Below are 22,934 nucleotides of genomic sequence, written 5' to 3' on the forward strand. Positions count from 1 at the left end.
ATGTATACTGAAAAAGTAATGGAACATTTTATGAATCCAAGAAATATGGGCGAAATTGAAGGTGCTGATGGTGTCGGTACTGTTGGTAATGCAAAATGTGGAGATATAATGCGTATCTTCTTAGATATTGATGATAATCACATTATTAGAGATGTGAAATTTAAAACTTTTGGTTGTGGTGCAGCTATTGCTGCAAGTAGTATGGCAACAGAATTAGTTAAAGGTAAAACTATTGAGGAAGCGTTACTGATAACAAATAAAGCAGTAACAGAAGCCCTTGATGGCTTACCACCTGCTAAAGTCCACTGTTCCTTATTAGCGGAAGAAGCTATTCATGCTGCTTTATGGGATTATGCTGAGAAAAAAAGTATTAAAATTGAAGGATTAAAACCGCCAAAAGAAGATATTCATGATCATGAAGAATCCTTGGAGGAGGACGATGAATAGTGAGCTATTATGATAATAGTGTCATTGAAGAAATAAGAAATAAAGGCGATATTGTTTCCATAATAGGTGAATTTCTCCCCCTTAAAAAAAGGGGGAGAAATTTCCTTGCCCTATGTCCATTTCATGGAGAAAAAACACCATCCTTTGTAGTCAGTCCAGAAAAACAAATTTACTATTGTTTTGGCTGTGGTGCTTCTGGGGATGTTTTTTCGTTTTTAATGGAATATGAAGATTTAACTTTTAGTGAAGCTATTGTTTATTTAGGAGAAAAGTTAGGCATTGACACAGAAAAAGCCAAAGTTGCTGGCAAAGGAAAACATGTCAGTGATGAAGAGCGAGAAAAAATTGAGAGATTATATACAATACATGCTTTTGTTGCTAGATATTTCTATAGAAAATTTTACAGTGAGCTAGGTAGAGAGGCATTTTACTATACACAAAAAAGAGGTCTTTTAAAGGAAACTTTAGAAACATTTAAAGTAGGTTATGCTCCATATCATAGTGATGAGCTAGTAGAACAGTTAATTAAATTGCACCATACAGAGGAAGAGTTGCTTCTATCTGGTATTTTTGGTAAAAACAATACAGGCCGTATTTATTGTAAATTTTATAATCGCTTAATATTTCCTATTGAAAATTCTCAAGGCAAAATTATTGCCTTTGGAGGAAGATCTATTGGCAATAATGAACCTAACAATAATGAACCTAAATATTTAAATAGTCAGGAAACACCTATATTTAGAAAGAAAAATAATTTATTTGCTTTGAAGCATGCACTTCCAGCTATTAAAAAGCAGAATCAAGTGCTTTTAATGGAAGGCTATATGGATGTTATTTCTGTCTGGCAAAATGGTGTTAAAAATAGTGTAGCTTCCTTAGGCACTGCCTTTGCTGAGGAGCAAGGTCGTTTGTTGCTGAGGTATTGTAATGAAATTGTTGTTGTATATGATAGTGATGATGCTGGAATAAAGGCTGCTTTAAAAGCCATTGATATATTAAAACCTTTAGAAGTTGAAGTGAAAATTGCTACATTAGTTGGCGCTAAGGATCCAGACGATTATATTAGAGAATTTGGATTAAATGCATTTTTAGAAAGAATACGTCTAGCTAAAAGCGGATTTAGATATATCTTAGATTATAATAAAGAGCGTTTTGATTGTAAAATTCCGGAGGAAAAAGTTAAATGTGTGAGGCAATTGTTATCTTATGTGATGTCTTTTGAAGATGAATTATTAAGAAATGAGTATTTAAATATTTTAGCTGAAGAATTGGCAATGGATAAAACAGAACTTCAATCTATTGTCTTTGGCAAAAAATTAACGCCTTCAAAACCAAACCACTATAGAGAAGATAGAATAAATGAAAAACCAAAAAAAATCGAAGCAGAGGAGCCTCTTGATAAAAGCCAATTAGCAGCTGTTAAGCTTTTTACTAATCATTTGCAATTTGCTCATCTGTTTAATGAAGAAATATTAGTTTCTTTTACGAATGAGAGAATAAGAGCTTTATTGGATTATATTTTGGCATTACCTTCAGAGGAAAGAAGGATGGATGTAATTTTAGCTAAACTACATTCAGACTTGGATATGAAAAGTATTTTGGCAGCTCTTACAATGGAATCAGAATACGAATTCCCTGTTATGGAAGAAAAAGATTTTGAGTGTTACTTACTTGCTGTTAGAAAAAATTATTTAAAGGTATTGCTTAACGAAATAATTGTTAAAATGAAATTAGCAGAAAAAGAAGGAAATAAGAGTTTGCTTAACGAACTACAAAAAGAGGGTATTTTCTATACAAAGGAAATTACTCAAATAGAGAAAACACAAAAAGGAGTTTTATGATGAGGAAAGCTAAGGCGACAAAAAAAGTGACTAAAGACGATGTGCTAGAAGCTGATATTGATCTCGCAATTAGTGACAGTAAAAAAGAACAACTTCAAGGAATTATTACAGATATTATTAAAGGCAACAAGTCTGCCATTACATTATCAACTAGGGAAGAGATTAAAGATAGCTATAAGGATTTAGAGTTATCTTTAGAAGAATTTACTTTTATTTATGATGAACTTGAAAAACAGGGTTTAGATATTTTAAATGATGAGATTGATGAGATTGAAGAAGCGAAACCTTTAGACTTATCTGTCTCTGAAGGGGTTTCAACTGATGATCCAGTTCGTATGTACTTAAAAGAAATTGGACGTGTTGATCTTTTAACTTCAGAAGAAGAAATTGTATTGGCAAAGCGTATGGAATCTGGCGATGATGAAGCCAAAAAAGAACTAGCAGAAGCAAATCTGAGACTGGTAGTTAGTATTGCAAAGCGCTATGTTGGTAGAGGTATGTTGTTTTTGGATTTGATTCAGGAAGGAAACTTGGGACTTATTAAGGCTATTGATAAATTTGATTACACAAAAGGTTTTAAATTTAGTACGTATGCTACTTGGTGGATTCGTCAAGCCATTACTAGAGCAATTGCTGACCAAGCAAGGACAATCCGTATACCTGTTCATATGGTAGAAACTATTAATAAATATATTCGTGTTTCAAGACAATTGCTACAGGAAAAAGGCCGTGAACCGCTACCAGAGGAAATTGCTGAGGAAATGGATGTTACTTTAGATAAGATTAGAGAAATCCAAAAAATTTCTTTAGAACCAGTTTCTTTGGAAACACCAATTGGCGAAGAAGAAGATAGTCACCTTGGTGATTTTGTTGAAGATGAAGGTGCTTTGTCTCCTCCTGATATTGCTGCTTTTATGCTTTTGAAAAAGCAGTTAGAGGAAGTTCTGGACACATTAACTGAGCGAGAAAAGAAAGTATTAACACTTCGTTTCGGATTAGATGATGGGAGAAGTAGAACCTTGGAGGAAGTTGGTAAAGAATTTGGAGTAACTAGGGAAAGAATTCGACAAATCGAAGCCAAAGCATTAAGAAAATTGAAACATCCTAGTAGAAGTAAGAAACTTAAAGATTATTTAGATTAAAAGATAACAAGGCGTCTTTTTAAGAGGCCTTGTTATGTGTTTTTTTAAGTAGATATGTTATAATATAGTGAAGAATTTAGAAGGAGATGAAAGTTATGGTATGGATTATTGTAGGCGTAATCATTTTATTGATTATAGTATTTTTTGTTGCATTTTATAACCGTTTAGTAGGTTTGAAAAACAAAGTCAAAGAAGCCTTTTCCACTATCGGCGTATATCTTAAGAAAAGGTATGACTTAATTCCTAATTTAGTGGAGACTGTAAAAGGTTATGCGAATCATGAGAAGAGTACATTGGAAAATGTTACCCAGGCGAGAAATGTAGCTATGGGCGCAACCAATGCTGAGGATAAATTCGCAGCTGAAAATATGCTTACTGGCACATTAAAGAGCTTATTTGCTGTAGCTGAAAGCTATCCTGATTTAAAAGCAAATACAAATTTTTTAGATTTGCAAAGACAGCTTCAAGCTATTGAAGATGAAATTGCTATGAGCAGAAAATATTATAATGCAAACGTAAGAGAATACAATATTGCTGTTCAATCTTTCCCAAATAACATTGTTGCTGGTATTACTGGATTTAAGGAAGAGCCTTACTTTGAAGTAGATGAAGCGAGCACACAACCTGTGGAGGTTAAATTTAATGATTAAAATGTATAGAAAGCAGCTGCTAGTAGCTGTTACTTTAATATGTTTTTTTGCAGCTGCTCTTACGGGTAGCTGCCTTTTTGCTAGTAGTACTAATAATACAGGTAATTATAGAGTCACTAATTATGATGTAAATATAAATATAACGGATGAGAATTTTTACGAAGTACAAGAAAGTATCTTTGTTAATTTCCCAGTACCAAAACATGGAATTTTTAAATTTATACCTTATCGTTTTTCAGAAAACAGAAATGTATTTCCAAGAATCGAGAATATTAATGTTCTCGATTATCCTTTTGATGTATCTACAGACAGTAGTGAGGGGACATCAGTCAAAGTACTTAAAATTGGAGATGCAGATAAGGAATTAACAGGTAATTATGTTTATAAGATAAACTTTGATTATAAAGTTGGTAAAATACCTGGAAATCAGCAATTTATTTATTACAATATTATGGGTAATATGTCTACTAATATAGATAAAGGAAGAATTAGAATTCAATTACCTAAAGCCATTGACGATAGTAAAATACAATTTTTCCAAGGTGCTATTGGTTCTAAAACAGCGTTTACTAATTTTGGTTATGATGATGTTAATAAGGCTATTGTAGCAGATGTAGTAAAACCTATAGGGCCTAATGAGTTTTTAACAGTCTTTATTCCTGTGCCTGATGACTATTTTTCAGCAGCCGCTATACTGTCATCTACCTATGATGCTTTTTTACCAGGCTATTTAGTTGCTTCAATTGTGGTGTTAATCGTTATTTTGTTATTATGGTTCTTCTTTGGCAGAAGCCATAAAATTGTATCCGTTGTAGAATTTTATCCACCTGAAGGCTTATCTCCAATTGCTGTGGATAAGTATTTGAGAGAAACGGATTTAGATGTGGTAACACCTGACAAAGTAAAAAAATGTAGTAGTTTGTTTTATTACTTAGCAAATAAAGGTTATCTGAATATTTCTTTTGAAGATAAGGATAACTTTATTTTAAAGAAAACCAATAAATCCTTAGGAGAAGAAGCAGATCACATTATTTACTTTTATAATAGTATCTTCAAAGAAAAAGATGAAGTGGCTAAGGCAGATATTGAAAAAGATTATTATGAAATTGCAAGCAATACTATTTCCATGCTTCCTGCATGTAAAGTTGTTGAAGGTAAGAGCAAAGGCTTTATGGTCCTAGGCTTTATTTTGGCTTGTATTCCTGTGATTCCTATTATTATAGGTCTGGCAGATAAAACACCTGTAGGCATGTTTGTAAGCATTGTTATATATTTAGCTACATTGATTATTCTTTCCATTAGCGGTAATATTCTTGAAAAAAGTATTTCTGGTATTGGTAGAGGTAAAGGAGGTTCATTTATTGTTACTATCGTGACAATTATAGGCGGTAGCCTAATTTTAATGCTTGTGACGGGTGTGGTTTCTTTAGTTGTGCTATATTTACTTTTTGGTTTTTCTTTCCTCTGGAGTTTTTTCATCATAAAAAGGAATGCTGACCAAGCCATGTTAATGGGCCGCTTAAAAGGATTTAGAACTTTTATTGATAAAGCAAAAAAAGATGAGCTGGAAAAGCTCATTAATGAATCACCTATGTATTTTTATGATATTCTACCTTATGCTCATGTTTTTGGGGTAACTAAGGTTTGGATTGATAAATTTAAAGATATTGATGTTGTTCAGCCTGATTGGTATCAAGGTAACAGCGGTGTGCCATTTACCTATCTCTGGATATATGGTGGTTTAATGAACAGTATGAATAGTGCTGTTGATACAGGTATTCGATCTAGTAGTATTGGTCAGTTTAATTCTGCTGGTGGTGGCACTGGTGGTGGAGGGGGATTCTCCGGTGGCGGATTTGGCGGTGGTGGAGGGGGTTCTTGGTAACCCCCTCCTAAAACGGTTTTTGTTTAGTGATTTTATGAATTTCCCCATAGGCAACCGGATGTTTCTTTAAAGCATCTTCAAGGGTTTTTGAATCTTTTTCATCAAGTCTTGCAGCAATGCCACATGATGTACTAATTTCTCTAGGTACAGGTACTATTCTAAAAGGGAATCGTCCTTTAAATGTATTTTCAAAAGTTAGTGCATCATGTGTTGAGGAAAATGTAATGTAAATATAGGTCATTAGTATCATCCTTTCATAAGTCATTAATTATATTATAAACCATAAGGAGAATTAAATGGAAGTTTATTTAGATTATGGGGCAACAAGTTATAAAAAGCCAGCAGTGGTTTTTGAAGCTATGTCATCTTTTTTTAATAACAATAATACTAATCCTGGCAGAGGAGGATACCAGTTAGCTGTTGAAGCAGGTCAATGTGTTTTTCAAGCCAGAGCCAATATTCTGAAATTTTTTAATGGCAGTTTGGAAGACCAAGTTATTTTTACAAAAAATGTAACGGAAGCTCTTAATATTGTAATAAAGGGATTAGCTAATAAAAGTGATCATTTTTTAATTTCATCTATTGAGCATAACAGTGTCTATAGAACTATTGATTATTTAGCACAAATCGGTTTAATTACCTATGACATTGTAGCAGTATTGCCATCAGGTGAGTTTTCTTTTGAGAGTTTGGAAAATAAAAAGAGAAATAATACAAAGGCTTTTATTTTAAATCACGCCTCTAATGTTTCAGGTCACATTATGCCAATTAATGATATTGGCAAATATTGCCGAGAAAATAATATTCTTTTAGTTGTTGATGGTGCTCAAAGTGCAGGTATATTGCCTGTTGATTTTCAAAATCAACCAATGGATGTTTTTTGTTTTACTGGACATAAACATTTAATGGGACCTATGGGAACCGGTGGTTTTTTAATTAAAAAATCATTAGGTGAGTCCATACCACCCCTCATTCACGGAGGAACAGGTAGTTTATCAGAAAATGCTCTAATGCCTGGATTTTTACCTGATCATTTTGAAGCTGGTACTGTCAATGCAGTTGGGATAGCTGGGTTGGGTGCGGCTGTTGAGTATCTTCTTGAGAAAAGTATTCTACAACTGGAAGGAAAAGAAAAGGACCTTCATAACAGATTATATAAAGGTCTTTTAGATAGTGTTCCTAATATTCATTTTTATGGTAATATGGCTGTTCCTAAAATTGGGGTCATGTCTTTTAATATTGAAAATGTCGATAATGGTGAGTTTGCTGATTATCTTGATGAATATTTTCAAATAATGGCTAGAAGTGGCTTACATTGTTCTCCTTTAGCCCATGAGACATTTTCAGATTTAAGAGGAAGTATTCGCTTTTCAGTGGGACATTATACTACTGATGAAGAAGTTGATTATGTTTTAAACTGTTTTGATAGTTTATTCTAAACCAGCTAATATTTGGATACCGTTACTAGTGCCTATTCTAGACACGCCTTTTTCAATATAGGCGCTAAAGCGTCAATTGTCGTTCTAATGCCGCCAGAGGCTTTTATTTTAGTTTTAGGTGCTCCAGCTTTTATTAAGTCAATATTTTCTAAGGTTGCGCCTCTCTTTGGCCAAACCCACTAGATTTTTTAATAAAATCCGCACCTCCAGTTGCTGCTAATTTTGAAGCAATTGTAATTTCCTTAGAGGTTAAAAGACTGGTTTAAATAATAACTTTTAATGGAATAGACTGACAAACTTTTTTGATACTTTCAATTTCTTCTTGGTAAGCAATGAAATTTCTATTTTTAAGGTGAGGTATATTGGCGACTATATCGATTTCTTCAGCGCCATCAGTGAGGCACTGATAGGTTTCTACTGCTTTTGATTTAAGGTTTTTATAGCCTAGGGGAAATGCTACAACGGTTATTGTTTTTACGGGTATATTCTTTAGCATCTCACGTCCCTTAGAAACATACATTGGTGGAATGCAAATACTAAAAAAATTATTTTCAATACTTTCTCCTATGAGTTTCTCTAAATCGAGAATAGTCATATTTTGTTTTAAACAAGTGTGATCAATATAGCTGGCAAGTGTTTTTTATCCATGAGAGACTCCTTAAGTTTTTTTATTTATTATATCATAGTAAATCATAAGAGGCGAAATATGTTAGGTACATTAATTAATGTTGGTGCTATTTTTGTTGGTGGTACACTGGGGCTTTTATTTAGAAAAAAAACGCCAGCAGCAATTGGAGATAGAATTATGCAAGGTTTTGGTATTTTCACATTGGTAATTGGAATCAGTGGCGCTATTGTAGGTGAAAACCATTTACTCTATCTGTTTTCAATTATTCTAGGTGCTATTATTGGTGAAAGTTTAAAATTAGAAAAAAGTTAGAAAAATTTACGCATTTTCTAGAGTGTAAGTTTACTAAAGACAATAAAGATAATGATAACTTTAAAGAAGGTTTTATTACGACAACTATGATTTTCTGTGTGGGTTCTATGTCTATTATTGGACCAATTAAGGCTGTTTTTGAAAATGACTTAAGTCTATTAATGATTTAAAGCATCATTAGATGGTGTTACTGCTTTTATTTTTGCTTCTGCATTTGGTTTCAATGTATTGTTATCAGGAATAAGCGTTTTGGTTTATCAAGGCTTAGTTACTTTAGGAGCATTTTTGTTAGTGGATATACTAAGTCCTGAAACTATTAGCGCTATTTCAGTAATGGGAAGCATACTCATTATTGGACTGGGTATTAATTTGTTGAAAATTAAGAAGCTTAATATTGTTAATTTATTGCCTGCAATGTTTATTCCTATATTATATGAACCTATTCAAAGTTTAATAGGCACTCTTAAAAACTATTTTTAAAGGAGAGAAAAATTTGTTAGCACAAATATTGCCAAGTCTTGAAGTTAGAAGTCTAAATCGACTATTTACCTATAGAGTACCTGAGCATTTAGAAAAATCCATAACGTTAGGATCTTGTGTAACTGTTCCTTTTGGCAATGGTGATAGAAAAATAGAAGGATACGTTTTATCTCTTGAAGGTGAAGCAATTAATGAAGATATTAAAGATATTATTGAGATTAAAGAAAATAAAGTTTTTCCTGATGAGAAGATGTTGCTATTGGCAAAAAAAATCAGAGATTATTATTTTATTCCCTATGCAAGCGCATTAAAGTTAATGTTTCTAACAGTAGGGGATTACAAGGAATCTTTTGAGGTTTTAACAGCAACCATAACAGAAAAAGGTTGCTTCAGTATTGAATCAATGAGAAAATCTAAGAAAAAAATTTTTTTAGAAAGTCTTTTAACTGGACCTATTTTATTGAAAGAGGTTTTAGGTAGTTCAATTAGTTTATCTATTTTAAGAGTTTTATTAAAGGATGGTTTAATTGAGTTATATAAAAGAGAAGAAGATAAGCATGTCCATCTCCATGAGTTAAATAAGGAACAGCAGGCATGTTATAATATAATTGAAAAGAATATTAGTGAAGGTAAAGCAGAAAAATATTTACTTTTCGGTGTAACTGGCAGTGGCAAAACTGAAGTTTATTTCCATTGCATTAAAAAGGCTTTAGATAAAGGTCAACAGGTTTTAGTTATGCTTCCAGAAATTAATTTAACAGAACAAATGATTGATCGTTTTGAAAAAGCTTTTCCTAAAAATGTAGTAAAGTGGCATAGCCAAATGTCTTTTGGTGAGAAGAAAAAAAATATTGAAGCTTTAAAGCATAAAGAAAAAAATATTCTCATTGGACCAAGGTCAGCTGTATTTGTACCAATGGAAAACTTAGGGTTAGTCATTGTGGATGAAGAGCATGATAATAGTTACTATCAAAATACAATGCCCATTTATCATGGTAAAACAGTTGCTTTAATGAGAAGTGAAATTGAAAAAGCCACGGTTATATTAGGTAGCGGGACCCCTTCAGTTGAAAGTATGTTTATGGTTAAAGAAAAAGAACTGATTGGTCTTGCTTTAAAAAAGAAATTTTATAGCCAAGAAAATCCAGAAGTTGAAACTATAGATATGGCTGCAGAGTTAAAGCTCGGTAATTATTCTATTCTTAGTGAGAAACTAAGAAAAGCAATAACTAAGACTGTAGAAAATGGTAAGCAAGTGCTTCTGTTTTTAAATAGAAGGGGTTACTATAATTTTTTATTATGTAGAGATTGTGGCTTTGTGATGAAATGCGATTCATGTGATTTAGCCATGTCTTATCATCGAGAGAAAAAGAAAATGGTTTGTCACTATTGTGGCAAGGAAAAGGAAGTTTTAAAAGTCTGTCCAGAATGCCAATCCCAAAGAATTAGAGGTATTGGTTTGGGAACGGAACAGGTTTTACAATTAATAAAGGAGTCTTATTCTGACTATACTGTAGCTCGATTAGATGGGGATTTAAAAGGTGGCAAAAATAGGAAACACTATATAATTGAGTCTTTTAAAAAAGGAGAAATTGATATTTTAGTTGGTACCCAGCTTATAGCAAAAGGCATTGATTTTCCTAATGTAACTCTCATTGGGATTTTACTTGGTGATTTATCCTTAAACTTTCCTGACTATAGGGCGAGAGAGTGGACTTTTCAGTTACTGCTTCAGGTCATTGGTAGGACAGGAAGAAGATATGAAAAAGGCGAAGTTTTGTTACAAAGTTATCGACCTTTTGATATAATATTTAAGAAGATAGAAAATTTTGATTTCAAAGGTTTTTATAACAGTGAGCTAGCTTTTAGAGAAGCCTATAGATATCCACCTTTCGGCGAAATTTTTCGCATTCAAATTTTGGGTATAGATGAGACTAAAGTCATTCAAAAAGCTTGGGCAATTTATGATGAAATTAAAGGAGATTTTTTTTCAGAAGAATTATTTTTACCTAAGGCTAATAGCATTAAGAAAATAAGGGATCAATTCGGTTGGCAAATACTGTTTAAAATTCCTAAAGGAAACAAAAGATTAACTGAAGTTGAAGTTTATTTTAAAAGCTATCTAGATAAGATATATTTAAATCAGAGTAGGCAGTTGTTGATTTATATGGAACGAAATCCCAATGGACTGCTTTAAGGAGGTAATAATGGCAATTTATCAAGTATTAAGAATTGGGGATCCTTTTTTAAAGGAAACGGCTAAAGAGGTAACTAAATTTGATGAAAGAATGAATAAGTTGATTAATAATATGAAGGATACAATGAGAGCACATTATGGTGTAGGATTAGCGGCACCGCAGATTGGTATTTCCAAAAGAGTAATCATTGTTGATGATGGAAATGGACTAATTGAAGTAATTAATCCAGAAATAGTTAAATGCGATGGTGAAGCAGTTGGTGAAGAAGGTTGTCTAAGTGTTCCTGATAGAATGGGTCAGGTTAAGCGTTTTACATCAGTTACTGTTAGGGGATTTGATATTAATGGCAATTCTATTACAATTGAAGCTGAAGATTTATTAGCACGAATTCTGCAACATGAAATTGATCATTTAAATGGCATTTTATTTATTGAAAAAGCAACAGATATTGAGGCCATATAATGGGGATAATTTTTTTAGGAACCAGTGAATTTGCTGTAGAACCCTTAAGACAGCTTGTAGCAAATGGTATGGCTGTTGACTGTGTTGTTACTCAGCCAGATAGAAAAAGAGATAGAGGTAAAAAAATCAAGGGGACACCAGTCAAAGAAGTAGCTCTGGAATTAGGTTTAACTGTATATCAACCAGAAAATGTGAATACTGCTGAATCTGTTGATTTTTTAAAGAAATTTAATGCTGATTTTTTAGTTGTAATTGCTTATGGACAACTATTATCAGAACAGTTATTAGCAATTCCTAGTATTGTTCCATTAAATGTTCATGGCTCATTATTACCTAAGTACAGGGGAGCTGCTCCTATAGAGCGAGCAGTTATGGCTGGAGAAAGGGTAACTGGCGTTACTTTAATAAAGGTGGTTAAAGCCTTAGATGCTGGGGAAATGTATTTGAAAAGAGAAATGGAAATTTCTGATACTATGACTAGCGGTGACGTGGAATCAAAATTAAAAGTACTAGGGGCTCAAATATTAATTGAGGGTATTCAAGCTTTGCAAAATGGTGAACTAACAGGCATAGCTCAGAATAGTGAGGACGCTACTTATGCACATAAAATAACTAAAGAGGATCGTTATATTGCTTTTAATTCACAGGGCAAAGATATTATTAACTTAGTAAGAGGTTTGCAGCCGAGAACCTTTGCACTTGCTTTTTATAAAGGGGAACCTCTAGGCATTTGCAAAGCAGTTTATGAGCCTATTGACTTGATAGGTGAAATGGGTGAAATAATAAAAATTGACAAAAAAAAAGGTATTCTAGTACAATGTAAAGTAGGAGGTATTTTTATTACCAAATTAAAACCTTCTGGTAAAAAAGTAATGTATTTTAAAGCCTATTTAAATGGCAATCCATTAAATATAGGTGAAAAATTAGAATCGAGTAAATAAGGAGTGACTAACTATGTTATGGTGGTTTGGAGGATGGACGATACCTTTGTTTATAGCATTTATTGCAGTTATGGTACTTTCAATATATGCTCAAATAAAAGTAAGTAGTACTTACAAAAGGTATTTAGCAATACCCAATAGAAAAGGAATTACTGGCTATGAAATGGCTGAAGATTTAAAAAGAGAATTTCAAATGGACGATTTGTCTATAGAAAGAATTAATGGTGAATTAACGGATCACTATGATCCACGTAATAAAAAACTTGCTTTAAGTGCAAATGTAGCTGATAAAGCAAGTATTGCATCGGTAGCAATTGCTGCTCATGAAATGGGGCATGCGAGACAGCATGCTGAAAAGAATCTATTGCTAAGATTTAGAGATGCTACATTTCCAGTCTTAAAGTTTAGTTCTCAGGCAGCAATTCCATTGCTGATTTTTGGTTTTATTGTAAGTAATAGCAATATTGTGTTAGCAGGAATTATTTTATATAGTGTTATTGCCATATTTCAAGTTATTACAGCGCCTATTGAATTAAATGCATCTAGAAGAGCCTTGGTGATGTTAAAAGGGAGTTCCTATTTATCAGAGGAAGAGCTTAAAGGCGCTAAAAAAGTGCTGTCAGCAGCAGCCTTAACTTATATTGCAGCTATGGCAGCTGTTCTTGTACAATTACTGCGTTTTATTTTTATTTTCTTAGGATCACGTGATTAAAGGATGGATTCTATTTTAAACTTCAGTGAAGAAGAACTTCAAAAAATAACTATTGAAGGTGGTTTTCCAAGCTTTCGCAGTAAACAGCTTTACAGTTGGCTATATGATAAATCTATTTTAGATTTAGAATTAATGAGTAATTTAGATAGAAGCTATAAAAGCTTTATAAGTAATCAATTCAAATTTAAGACAATAGAAATCATTAAAAGTATTGCGTCTGATGATAGGCAAACCATTAAATTATTGCTAGAGCTATGCGATAAAGAGACTGTAGAAATAGTTATTATGCGTTATCCTGAAAAACAAACTACTAAAATTAGGAATACTCTGTGTATTTCTAGTCAAATAGGCTGTCAAATTGCTTGCCCTTTTTGTGCAACTGGACAGTCAGGATTTAAAAGAAATTTAACAACTGCAGAAATTCTTGAGCAGCTTTTTTTAGCTAATAATTATTTACGGAATACTGTGAATAATTCTGAGAAAATTAATAATATAGTTTTTATGGGAATGGGAGAGCCTTTTTTAAATTGGGAAGCAGTTAAAAATGCAGCAACTATTATGAATACAAGGTTTAAAATTGGGGAAAGAAGGATTACAATTTCTACAAGTGGTGTCACAAAGGGTATTGAAGCACTAGCGGATTTAGGCAAGCAATGGGTTCTTGCAATCTCTTTACATGGTTCTAATAATCAGCTGAGAGATGAATTAGTGCCAATAAATAAAAAATACCCTTTAGAAGAGCTTATTCAAAGTTGTCGATATTATATGAATAAGGCAAATCGAAGAATTACTTTTGAATACATTATGATTCATAATAAAAATATTGGTTTGCAAAATAGCAGAGAATTGGGATTATTGTTAAAAGGTTTAAAGTGTCATATTAATGGCATTCCATTAAATGAAACTGAAGAATATCCTTATAAGAAACCAAGTAAGAACGAAATGAACTTTTTTAGAACTGCTGTTGAAAAAGAAGGAATTTCTTTTTCTATAAGAGAAGAGAAAGGCCAAAGTATTAATGGCGCTTGTGGGCAGTTACGAAATCAGAGAAAGGGATTGTTATGAGAAGTTGGGCAGTAAGTGAAACAGGTAGTGTGCGAAAAAATAATGAAGACTCTATTTATGCTAATACTGAAAAAGGCTTTTTTGTTATTGCCGATGGTATGGGCGGTCATGAAGCTGGTGAAGTGGCTAGCAGTATGGCAGTTGAAAAAATAAGAATAGAGTTAGAGGATAAGGAGACTATCGACAGCAAGACACTGGAAAATGCTTTCAAAGAAACTAATAAATTGATATTTGATACCAGTAGTTTTGAGAAACAACAGCTGATTATGGGTACAACATTAACTGTTCTTAAAATTGAAAAGGATAAAGGCTATTTAGGTCATATTGGCGATAGTAGAATTTATCTTATTCGCAATCAGGAAATAATAAAGTTAACTGAGGATCATACTTATGTTGAAAAGCTTTATCAAGAAGGTATTATTACATTTGAAGAATATGAAAATCATCCTAAAAAAAATATTTTATTAAAAGCTTTAGGCAGCGATAAGCCAATTGAACCACAAATTTTAGAATTTCAAATATTAGATGGGGATATTATATTCTTATGCTCTGATGGTGTCTATAATTTGTTGCAAGATGAAGAATTAATTAGTATTCTTTTACAAAAAGAAGGTGATGAGAGAGTTCAAACTATTTCAAATTTGATTATTGAAAGAGACGCTGTAGATAACTTCTCTTTTATAATTATTGACAAAATTTTCGGAGAGGATAGATAAGTGATATGGTAGGAAAAATATTTGCTGATCGGCATAAAATCATTAAACTTATTGGCAGTGGGGGAATGGCAGAAGTTTATTTAGCAGAAGATATTATGCTTAATAAATCTATTGCCATAAAGATTTTAAGAAAAGAGTTAATTAACAATAGAGAAAGTGTTCGTTATTTTAAAAATGAAGCAGAGGCTATTTCGCACTTGTCTCATCCCAATATTGTTGAAGTTTATGATGTGGGCATGGCTGAAGGACATCCTTATATTGTAATGGAATTAATTGATGGCAAAACATTAAAAGATATTGTCAAAGACAAGGCGCCTTTGTCTCCATATTTTGCTATTCATGTTATGGAAGGTATTTTATCTGCTTTGATTCATTCCCATAAAAAAGGTGTGATTCATAGGGATATTAAACCCCATAATATTATGGTCAATAGAGATGGGGAAGTAAAAGTCATGGATTTTGGTATTGCTAGAATTACTGACAAAAACTCGACTATGACATTAACAACTGATATTGTTGGTTCTGTTCATTATTTATCTCCTGAGCAAGCAGCAGGAAATAAAATAACTGAACTTGCTGATGTTTATTCCAGTGGTATTGTATTTTATGAAATGTTAACGGGGCGTTTGCCTTATGAAGGACAAAATCCTGTTTCAGTTGCTGTTAACCATATCCAAGGTGGACTTATACCGCCTAAAGATTTAGTGGCAGATATTCCTCAAGAGCTTGAAAATATTGTTCTAAAAGCTACAATGAGAGATCCTAAGAAAAGATTCAAATCTGCATTAGAGATGAATATTTGCATTGAAAAAGTACGGGTTTTAATGGAAGAAGGTAAGGTTAATCAAGTAGCAAGAATTCCTCTTGAAGAACCTATTAAGGACAAAAAAGAACTTAAGGATAATTTAAAAAAGGGGCCAAAAAGCAAACCCAAAAAACCAAAGAGAAACATAAAGAAAATTGCTATTATTACTGGTGTTGCTCTAATTGCTTTAGTGGCTATAATAAGTTTAATTGTTGGTTTAACAGGGGGTGAAGAAAAAGTAGTACCAGATGTTGCTGGCTTAACAGAAGCAGATGCTAAGGTGAAATTAGAAGGTGCTGGCTTTAAATACCAAACGGAAGGTGTCTTTTCTTCAGAAGTTGAGTCTGGCAAAGTAATTGAACAAGAACCTCGAGGTAATACAGTTGCTAAAACAAATAAAGTTGTCAAGCTTAAAATCAGCAAAGGCAAAGATAAAGTTGATATTCCTAATGTTGCTGGTATGGGTGAAAAAGAAGCTACTTTGAAATTACAGAGTGCTGGTTTTAAAGTTAAAGTTACTAATGATAACAGTGATTCTGTTTCTCAAGGACAAGTTATTTCTCAAAATCCCTCAAGTGGTGAGAAAGCAATGCCGGAAACAGAAGTAACTGTTGTTGTTAGTTTAGGTAAAAAAATTACTACTGTATCTGTTCCTAATTTAGTTGGTCAAACACTAGATTCAGCTGAAAATACTTTGAGTAGTAGCAAATTAACTGTAGGAGAAGTGACTAATCAAGAGACTTCAGATTATTTGCCAGGGCAGGTAATTAGTCAAGGCGTTGCGCCTGGAACAACTGTAAATGCAGGCGCTGCTGTTAGCCTTGTTGTAGCTAAAGAGTTTACTTCTAAAGTATATTGTTTGACTTATAAAGTAACTGCAGGTATAGTGAGAAACTTAGAAATGACAGTGACAGATAAAAAAGGCAGTCGAACTATTACAGATAAAATGAGTGCGACGGATACTCAGTTTAGTAAAGATATTCAGTATTTTGGGTCAGGCACTTTAGTATTTAGAGACAATGACACTGTAGTGGATACAATTCAGTTACAGTAGGAGGACTTTTGAGAACAGGAAGAATTATCAGAAGCGATAGTGGTTTTTATTATGTGCTTTCAGATGGTCTATTATTTGAATGTAAACTCAGAGGAAAACAAAAAGCTGTTAAAGGCAAAGGTTATCCCGGAGATGTAGTTCACTTTAATATTTTAGAAGCGGATAAGGGCATTATTGAGAAGATTGATGATAAAAGAACATTTTTAGTTAGACCGCCTATTGCTAATGGTGATCAACTATATATTGTAATGAGTATCGCTTTACCTGAATTAGATTATAATTTGCTAGATAGACTTATTTTATTAGGAAAGTGGAGTAAGCTTTCAGTTGGTCTAATTCTGAATAAAAAGGATGAAGAAAAGAAAGGATTCCTTGTCAGTGTAAGGGAATCTTATAAAAATGCTGATATTCGGCTATTTCCTGCATCTGCTATGAGTGGAGAAGGTATTGAAATTATAAAAAGAAGTTTAGATAGTAAACTTACTATTTTAGCTGGCCCTTCAGGTGTAGGCAAGTCAAGTATTTTAATTGCTTTAGATTCTGCATTGGTTTTAAAAACAGGATTATTAGGTGAAAAAATAAACAGAGGTAGACATACCACTAGAGTATCAGAGTTTTATCAAGTTGGTAATGGTTTAATAGCTGATACGCCGGGTTTTAGTCGACTAGAGCTACCAACTATAGATAAACAGGAACTCCCTGCTCTATATAATGAATTTGTTCCTTTTAAAGGCGATTGTCAATTCCTTAGCTGTTTACATCACAAAGAAAAAAAATGTGGTGTAAAGAAGGCCGTTGAGGAAGGGCTAATTGATGAGGGACGCTATAAGCGCTACCTCTATTTCCTAGAAGAATTAACTGAAAGAGAAGAAAGAAGGTATAAATAAATGATTGCCCCTTCATTGTTATCTGCGGATTTTGCCAATTTAAAAGAAGCAGTTAAGAAAATAGAAGATAGCGGTGCTAAATGGTTGCATTTAGATGTAATGGATGGCCATTTTGTGCCCAATATTAGTTTTGGTCCAAGTATTATTAAGGCTTTGCGTCCTCACACTAACTTGTTTTTTGACTGTCATTTAATGATTGAAAATCCAGAAAACTATATTGAAGTTTTTAAAGATGCAGGGGCTGATTTAATCAGTGTTTCTGTAGAAGCTTCTACCCACCTCCATAGAGTGGTTCAATCCATTAAGGAAGTAGGCTGTCAAGCTGGTGTCGTATTGAACCCTGGAACGCCATTAGAGTCAATTAAGTGGGTTTTAGAAGACGTTGATGTTGTTTTAATTATGTCAGTAAACCCTGGCTTTGGTGGACAAAAATTCATTCATGAGATGTTGCCTAAAATTAAAGAACTTAAAACAATGATTGAAAACAGAAATTTAGATACACTTATTGAAGTAGATGGTGGTGTATGTTTAGAAAATGCTAATTTAGTGAAAATGGCTGGTGCAGATATTCTTATAGCTGGGTCTGCTGTCTTTGGAGAAAAGGATAGCGGTGCTGCATTTAAGGCATTAGAAAAATCCTTAGAATAATTGACAAGCTTAATTGTTGATGCTATTATTATTTAAGAATATTTCTTCAGGGGTAGGTGAAATTCCTTACCGGCGGTAAAGCCCGCGAGCAACATAGGTTGTTGATCTGGTGTAAATCCAGAGCCGACAGTAGAGTCTGGATGAGAGAAGAGATTGCCGTTTTATACAATGGTTTTTACCCCTTAAGGAAATACCCTTAAGGGGTTTTCTATTGTTTAAAGAAAAGAGGAATTAAAATGAAAATCAACACAAGAAAATTTGTAATACTGGCTTTATTAGGTGCATTAAGTGGCTTGTTAATGTTTTTTGAATTTCCAATTTTACCAACGGCACCTTTTTTGCAGTATGATCCTAGTGATGTTCCCGTTATCTTTGCAGGCTTATTTTTTGGTCCACTTGGAGGAATTATTGTAGCTTTAGTCAAATCACTTATTTTTGCAATATCCGGTAAGAATGCTACGGGATTTATTGGCTTAATAGCTGCTATTATTGCCAGTGTAACTCTTCTTTTAGGGACAGTTAGTATTTATCGCTATAAGGCTAAGAAAATATCCCTTGTTGCAGGTATTATTATTGGTACTATTGGTTTAACAGTAGTGATGGCACTCCTAAATCAATTTTTTCTCCTCAATGCCTGGGGAATTGAAGAGGCAGCAAGAGGTCCTTTGGTTTTAGGTGCTGTTATTCCTTTTAATATTATCAAAGGATTAATTTCTTCAATATTAGGTTGCCTCCTGTTTTTAGGGTTAAAAAACAGATTACAACGCTTCAAATAAAAAAATCTAAGCCTTCTTGAAATAAGAAGGCTTTTTGTTGCCAAAGGCATACAAAAACTGTTAAGATAGTAGGAGTGGTAACAGTAATTTTGAGGAGCGTGGAATGACAGAAATATATTTAATACGACATGGGCAGACGACATGGAATATCAACCATCGATTTCAGGGGGAAAAGAAATATTCAATTAACAGATCAAGGAAGATTAGAAGCTGAAATGCTGGCCAAACGTTTAAGTAAGGTGCCTTTTGAGATAATATATTCTAGTCCACTAGATAGAGCGAAAGAGACAGCCCAGATTATTTCTGAAAAGCAAAAATCAAGGGTTTCCATACAAAATGACTTTTGTGAAATTTCCTTTGGAGATTGGGAAGGCTATACTTTTGAGGAAATAAGAAATATTACACCTTGGATAGATGAGTAGTATGCAGATCCTAGTACCCATAGGATTCCAAATGGAGATGACTTAACAGCCGAAATAGTATGATTAAAAAAGATTTAGCTAATTTGGGGGAAGTTCACAATGGTGAGAGGATTGCCATTATTGCACATGCTGGTATTTTACGATTAGCTCTGTTGTGTAGTCTTGGATTACCCTTGTCTTATTATTGGAGATTTGTACTATCTAATACGTCATTTACCGTTTTACAATACCGTGAAAATGTTTTTAATCTAGCAGTTTTAGCAGTTTTAAATGACTATAGTCACTTGTCTAACAGGTAAATTTATGTTAAAATAGGAGTGTTTAAAATTATTAAAATAATTGGTGGAGACAAAAAAGGATTCTCTTTAAAAACAAAAGTAGGAACTAGTACAAGGCCTACCCTTAACAGAGTCAGAGAAAATATATTCAATATACTTCAATCTGTTATGCCCAATTCATTGGGATTGGATTTATTTGCTGGTAGTGGTGCAGTTGGCATTGAAGCATTATCCAGGGGGGCTCAGGCAGTAACTTTTGTTGAAAAAGACAAGGTTGCTTTTGCTGTTATTAGGGAAAATCTAAAGAAAACTAATTATCTTAATAAAAGCTTTGTTTTTCCATCATCATGGCATATATTTCTGAAGAAAACCACTGAGGTTTTTGATTGGATATTTGTGGATCCACCTTATGGCTTAGATGTTTATCATGAAGTTATAGAAGCCATTGGCAGTAGCCAGTGTCTTTCAGAAGGTGGAATTATTATTTTGGAAACAGATAAAGCAGTTCAAGTGAAAAGTCAAATTAATGGATTTATTTGTTATAGAAAAATTCGTTATGGAAATACAATAATATGGTTTTATAAAGAAATGTAGGAGGGGTAAACACATGAATACGTTAAAGTTAATTGATTCTCTTGAAGAGATGCTTGAAACAGCACACAAAGTACCTTTAACTGGGAATATTATGATTAAGGGAGACGAGATTTTTGACTTGCTAAATGAAATTAGGGATTCTTTTCAGGAAGAAGTTAAAAAAGCACGTCAAATTGTTAGAGAAAGAGAACAGATGATAGACAGCGCCAAAAGAGAAGCAGATATGATTATAAAAGGCGTTGAAGCTAATATAGAAAATATGATAAGTGAAACATCTATTAAGAGAAGAGCTGAGCAGAAAGCAGCTGAAATTGAAGAAGCTGCTTATAAGAAGGCTTCACAATTAATCAATCACAGTGAGTCTTATTCTGAAGAGATTCTCAATACGCTTGATAATTATGTTAATAAATGTTCTGGCAACATTAAAGAAGCTAAACGACAATTAACATCAATTAAAACTAAGAAAAGTATGTAGAATACTACAATTTAATATTAAAGGAGAGACAAAGAGACTTTATGAACATTTTAGTTTTAAATTCAGGGAGTTCATCCATTAAGTATCAATTACTAGATATGGAGCAAGAGGTATTATTGGCTAAAGGACTAGCAGAAAAAATTGGATTTGATGAAAGCATTGTTAGCTTCGTCAATGGAGAAGGTAAAAAAACTAAAATAACAAAAAGTATTCCAAACCATCTAGAGGGCATCAAAGTAATGATTGACGCTCTTTTAGATGCTGAATGCGGCGTTATTAAAACGGTTACAGAAATTGATGCTGTAGGACATAGGATTGCCCAAGGTGGAAGTTATTTTAAATCATCAAGTTTAGTTAATGATGATGTAAAGACAAAAATTAAGGATTGTTTCCAGTTGGCTTCTTTACATAATCCCCCTCAATTCAAAGGTATTTTAGCAATTGAAGAAGTGGTACCTGGTGTACCCAACATTGCTTGTTTTGATACTGTTTTTCATCAAACTTTACCTGATCATGCATACATGTATGCACTACCATATGATTGGTATCAAGAGGATGGTGTAAGAAAATATGGATTCCATGGTTTATCTCATGAATTTGTTAGTAAAAGAGCTGGTCAAATACTAAATAGAAAATGGGATGATTTAAAAATTATTTCATGTCACTTAGGTAATGGTGCAAGTGTTGCTGCTGTTAATAAAGGTGAATCAATTGATACTAGTATGGGCTTCACCCCATTACAAGGTCTTGTAATGGGCACACGTTGTGGCGATATTGATCCAGCTATTATCCCTTATATTATGGGGAAAAGGAATTATTCAACAGAAGATGTAGACAATGCCTTAAATAAAGAAAGCGGAGTTAAAGGTATCTCTGGTGTTTCCAGTGACTTTAGAGACTTGGAAAACGCAGCTTTTAACGAAGGCAATAAAAGAGCTGCATTAGCATTGCAAATGTTCGACTATAGAGTTAAATTTTATATTAGTGCATATTTCGGGATTTTAAATGGGGCTGATGTAATTTTATTCACAGGTGGTCTTGGTGAAAATTCACCAGAAATGCGAGAAGCCGTTTGTAAAAATTTAAGTGCTCTTGGTATAGAAATTGATTTAGAGAAAAATAAAGTGCGTGGTAAAGAAACAATTATCTCAACACCTGAATCAAAAGTTGCTGTAATTGTGATTCCTACTGATGAAGAGTTAGTAATTGCAAGGGAAGCAAAAGATATTATTTCCAGATAATTTGTACTTGAAAAATTCTCATAATCAGTTATAATGATATAGTGTGGTTATAAATGATGAGATTATTATTAAATAAACAAGTAAATACTCCTAAAAATTTTTATATTTCTGGATTCCTTCCAGAATTTAAAAATGAAGTGATAATAGATGGTGCTTATTATTTTTCTGAAAATAATGCCCTTCATGTGTCTGGTTCATTGAGAACAGAAATAAGTGTATGTTGTGATCGTTGTTTAAAGTCATTTACCTCTGTATTGCAAACAACATTTGAAGAAGAGTTTATGTCTAAAGATCTAGCTAAAACTTACTATGCATATGACAATGAAGGTATTGATTTAGATGGAATTATGTATGAAATCTTACAATCAGCAATGCCCGAAAAGTTTTTATGTTCAGAGTCATGTAAGGGATTATGTGATCAATGTGGTATTGATTTAAATAAATCTATTTGTCAATGTGATACACGAGAAATCAATCCTAAGTTTGAGATGTTAAGGTCCTTATTATTGGAGGATTAGTTAGAGAGAGGAGGATGGAAAATGGGAGTACCTAAAAGAAGAACGTCAAAATCCAAAAAGAATATGAGAAGATCTGCCTGGAGAAAAATGGATGCCCCAGCGATTGCTGAATGTCCTCAGTGTCATGAGTTGAAAGAACCCCACAAGGTTTGCCCAACTTGTGGTTTTTATAAAGGAAAGCAAGTACTTGCTGTAGAAAACAATTAATTAAAGAGTTATAATAAAAGAGCTGGAATTAACCAGCTCTTTTGTGTCATATAGAAAAATAATATTTTTTCTGATTGGTGCTATTTTTAAGTAAATAGCTACTTCAAAAGA

Annotated in this window: 26 protein-coding genes, 3 pseudogenes and 1 riboswitch; of the genes and pseudogenes, 27 read left to right on the top strand and 2 right to left on the bottom strand. The window is 33.1% G+C overall.

Annotated features, from left to right (window positions below; genetic code table 11):
• From nifU to AZF37_RS04540, 5 genes are all read left to right on the top strand, one after another.
• Positions 1-447 carry a Fe-S cluster assembly scaffold protein NifU gene (nifU, locus tag AZF37_RS04520; protein WP_088369757.1) on the top strand — a complete coding sequence of 149 codons (447 nt, stop codon included), beginning with the start codon at positions 1-3 and terminating at the stop codon, positions 445-447.
• On the top strand, positions 447-2,288 hold the full coding sequence (dnaG, locus tag AZF37_RS04525) for a DNA primase (RefSeq protein ID WP_162473890.1): 1,842 nt from the start codon (positions 447-449) through the stop codon (positions 2,286-2,288). The genes nifU and dnaG overlap by 1 nt, the downstream gene beginning before the upstream one ends.
• Positions 2,288-3,430: an RNA polymerase sigma factor RpoD gene (gene rpoD, locus AZF37_RS04530; protein ID WP_216634032.1), complete on the top strand. Its 1,143-nt coding sequence runs from the start codon at positions 2,288-2,290 to the stop codon at positions 3,428-3,430. The genes dnaG and rpoD overlap by 1 nt, the downstream gene beginning before the upstream one ends.
• A 95-nt stretch (positions 3,431-3,525) precedes the next feature.
• Positions 3,526-4,080: a LemA family protein gene (locus tag AZF37_RS04535; protein ID WP_245612055.1), complete on the top strand. Its 555-nt coding sequence runs from the start codon at positions 3,526-3,528 to the stop codon at positions 4,078-4,080.
• Positions 4,073-5,965, top strand: a complete 1,893-nt coding sequence (locus AZF37_RS04540) for a DUF2207 family protein (RefSeq protein ID WP_162473891.1) — start codon at positions 4,073-4,075, stop codon at positions 5,963-5,965. The genes AZF37_RS04535 and AZF37_RS04540 overlap by 8 nt, the downstream gene beginning before the upstream one ends.
• 7 nt (positions 5,966-5,972) lie before the next feature.
• Here AZF37_RS04540 and AZF37_RS04545 read toward each other — a convergent pair whose 3' ends face one another.
• The gene (locus AZF37_RS04545) at positions 5,973-6,206 is read right to left on the bottom strand and encodes a putative Se/S carrier protein (RefSeq protein WP_162473892.1); all 234 of its coding nucleotides are present in this window, start codon (positions 6,204-6,206) and stop codon (positions 5,973-5,975) included.
• 55 nt (positions 6,207-6,261) lie between these two features.
• Between AZF37_RS04545 and AZF37_RS04550 the strand changes: the two genes are divergently transcribed.
• Both AZF37_RS04550 and AZF37_RS10385 read left to right on the top strand, forming a co-directional pair.
• Positions 6,262-7,404 (top strand): aminotransferase class V-fold PLP-dependent enzyme, encoded by a 1,143-nt coding sequence (locus AZF37_RS04550; protein WP_088369763.1) that lies wholly within the window; start codon positions 6,262-6,264, stop codon positions 7,402-7,404.
• 12 nt (positions 7,405-7,416) lie between these two features.
• The gene (locus AZF37_RS10385; protein ID WP_162473893.1) at positions 7,417-7,587 is read left to right on the top strand and encodes a hypothetical protein; all 171 of its coding nucleotides are present in this window, start codon (positions 7,417-7,419) and stop codon (positions 7,585-7,587) included.
• Between the two features lie 79 nt (positions 7,588-7,666).
• Here the strand turns inward: AZF37_RS10385 and AZF37_RS04555 are convergent, their stop codons facing one another.
• Positions 7,667-8,026 (bottom strand): hypothetical protein, encoded by a 360-nt coding sequence (locus AZF37_RS04555; RefSeq protein WP_281178949.1) that lies wholly within the window; start codon positions 8,024-8,026, stop codon positions 7,667-7,669.
• A gap of 84 nt (positions 8,027-8,110) precedes the next feature.
• On the opposite strand from AZF37_RS04555, the pseudogene AZF37_RS13215 reads away from it, so the two are divergent.
• The 20 genes and pseudogenes from AZF37_RS13215 to rpmF all read left to right on the top strand — a co-directional run bounded on the left by AZF37_RS13215 (position 8,111) and on the right by rpmF (position 22,823).
• A pseudogene (locus AZF37_RS13215) lies at positions 8,111-8,514 on the top strand (DUF554 family protein).
• 10 nt (positions 8,515-8,524) lie between these two features.
• Positions 8,525-8,824 (top strand): annotated as a pseudogene (locus AZF37_RS12290) (DUF554 family protein); the annotation flags it as partial.
• A 13-nt stretch (positions 8,825-8,837) separates the two neighbouring features.
• Complete coding sequence (gene priA / locus AZF37_RS04575) at positions 8,838-11,021, top strand: replication restart helicase PriA (RefSeq protein ID WP_088369768.1); 2,184 nt, start codon at positions 8,838-8,840, stop codon at positions 11,019-11,021.
• 10 nt (positions 11,022-11,031) lie between these two features.
• Positions 11,032-11,484, top strand: coding sequence for a peptide deformylase (gene def / locus AZF37_RS04580; RefSeq protein ID WP_088369769.1), 453 nt, complete (start codon positions 11,032-11,034; stop codon positions 11,482-11,484).
• Positions 11,484-12,425, top strand: coding sequence for a methionyl-tRNA formyltransferase (fmt, locus tag AZF37_RS04585; RefSeq protein ID WP_088369770.1), 942 nt, complete (start codon positions 11,484-11,486; stop codon positions 12,423-12,425). The genes def and fmt overlap by 1 nt, the downstream gene beginning before the upstream one ends.
• 13 nt (positions 12,426-12,438) lie before the next feature.
• Positions 12,439-13,137, top strand: a complete 699-nt coding sequence (locus tag AZF37_RS04590) for a zinc metallopeptidase (protein ID WP_088369771.1) — start codon at positions 12,439-12,441, stop codon at positions 13,135-13,137.
• A 3-nt stretch (positions 13,138-13,140) separates the two neighbouring features.
• Entirely contained in the window at positions 13,141-14,202 is a 1,062-nt protein-coding gene (gene rlmN / locus AZF37_RS04595) for a dual-specificity RNA methyltransferase RlmN (RefSeq protein WP_088369772.1), read from the top strand.
• Complete coding sequence (locus AZF37_RS04600) at positions 14,199-14,918, top strand: Stp1/IreP family PP2C-type Ser/Thr phosphatase (RefSeq protein ID WP_088369773.1); 720 nt, start codon at positions 14,199-14,201, stop codon at positions 14,916-14,918. Before rlmN ends, AZF37_RS04600 begins: the two co-directional genes overlap by 4 nt.
• A 5-nt stretch (positions 14,919-14,923) precedes the next feature.
• The gene (gene pknB, locus AZF37_RS04605) at positions 14,924-16,777 is read left to right on the top strand and encodes a Stk1 family PASTA domain-containing Ser/Thr kinase (protein WP_088369774.1); all 1,854 of its coding nucleotides are present in this window, start codon (positions 14,924-14,926) and stop codon (positions 16,775-16,777) included.
• A gap of 8 nt (positions 16,778-16,785) precedes the next feature.
• Complete coding sequence (rsgA, locus tag AZF37_RS04610) at positions 16,786-17,664, top strand: ribosome small subunit-dependent GTPase A (RefSeq protein WP_088369775.1); 879 nt, start codon at positions 16,786-16,788, stop codon at positions 17,662-17,664.
• Positions 17,665-18,312 carry a ribulose-phosphate 3-epimerase gene (gene rpe / locus AZF37_RS04615; RefSeq protein ID WP_088369776.1) on the top strand — a complete coding sequence of 216 codons (648 nt, stop codon included), beginning with the start codon at positions 17,665-17,667 and terminating at the stop codon, positions 18,310-18,312.
• A 38-nt stretch (positions 18,313-18,350) separates the two neighbouring features.
• Positions 18,351-18,468: riboswitch (FMN riboswitch) on the top strand.
• 80 nt (positions 18,469-18,548) lie between these two features.
• Positions 18,549-19,088 carry an ECF transporter S component gene (locus AZF37_RS04620; RefSeq protein ID WP_088369777.1) on the top strand — a complete coding sequence of 180 codons (540 nt, stop codon included), beginning with the start codon at positions 18,549-18,551 and terminating at the stop codon, positions 19,086-19,088.
• Between the two features lie 103 nt (positions 19,089-19,191).
• A pseudogene (locus AZF37_RS13220) lies at positions 19,192-19,242 on the top strand (hypothetical protein); the annotation flags it as partial.
• Positions 19,235-19,510, top strand: a complete 276-nt coding sequence (locus AZF37_RS12295; protein ID WP_425425462.1) for a histidine phosphatase family protein — start codon at positions 19,235-19,237, stop codon at positions 19,508-19,510. The pseudogene AZF37_RS13220 and the gene AZF37_RS12295, both read left to right, overlap by 8 nt.
• Positions 19,511-19,569: 59 nt before the next feature.
• Positions 19,570-19,809 carry a histidine phosphatase family protein gene (locus AZF37_RS12300; protein ID WP_088369779.1) on the top strand — a complete coding sequence of 80 codons (240 nt, stop codon included), beginning with the start codon at positions 19,570-19,572 and terminating at the stop codon, positions 19,807-19,809.
• A gap of 18 nt (positions 19,810-19,827) precedes the next feature.
• Positions 19,828-20,382 carry a 16S rRNA (guanine(966)-N(2))-methyltransferase RsmD gene (gene rsmD, locus AZF37_RS04635; RefSeq protein ID WP_162473897.1) on the top strand — a complete coding sequence of 185 codons (555 nt, stop codon included), beginning with the start codon at positions 19,828-19,830 and terminating at the stop codon, positions 20,380-20,382.
• A gap of 13 nt (positions 20,383-20,395) precedes the next feature.
• Complete coding sequence (locus tag AZF37_RS04640) at positions 20,396-20,857, top strand: hypothetical protein (RefSeq protein ID WP_088369781.1); 462 nt, start codon at positions 20,396-20,398, stop codon at positions 20,855-20,857.
• Positions 20,858-20,898: 41 nt separating this feature from the next.
• Positions 20,899-22,098: an acetate kinase gene (locus tag AZF37_RS04645; protein ID WP_088369782.1), complete on the top strand. Its 1,200-nt coding sequence runs from the start codon at positions 20,899-20,901 to the stop codon at positions 22,096-22,098.
• Positions 22,099-22,151: 53 nt separating this feature from the next.
• Positions 22,152-22,616: a YceD family protein gene (locus tag AZF37_RS04650; protein ID WP_088369783.1), complete on the top strand. Its 465-nt coding sequence runs from the start codon at positions 22,152-22,154 to the stop codon at positions 22,614-22,616.
• Between the two features lie 21 nt (positions 22,617-22,637).
• Positions 22,638-22,823 carry a 50S ribosomal protein L32 gene (gene rpmF, locus AZF37_RS04655; protein WP_088369784.1) on the top strand — a complete coding sequence of 62 codons (186 nt, stop codon included), beginning with the start codon at positions 22,638-22,640 and terminating at the stop codon, positions 22,821-22,823.
• Positions 22,824-22,934 lie beyond the last annotated feature (111 nt).

The organism is endosymbiont 'TC1' of Trimyema compressum (assembly GCF_001584725.1).
Classification (GTDB): Bacteria; Bacillota; TC1; order TC1; family TC1; genus TC1.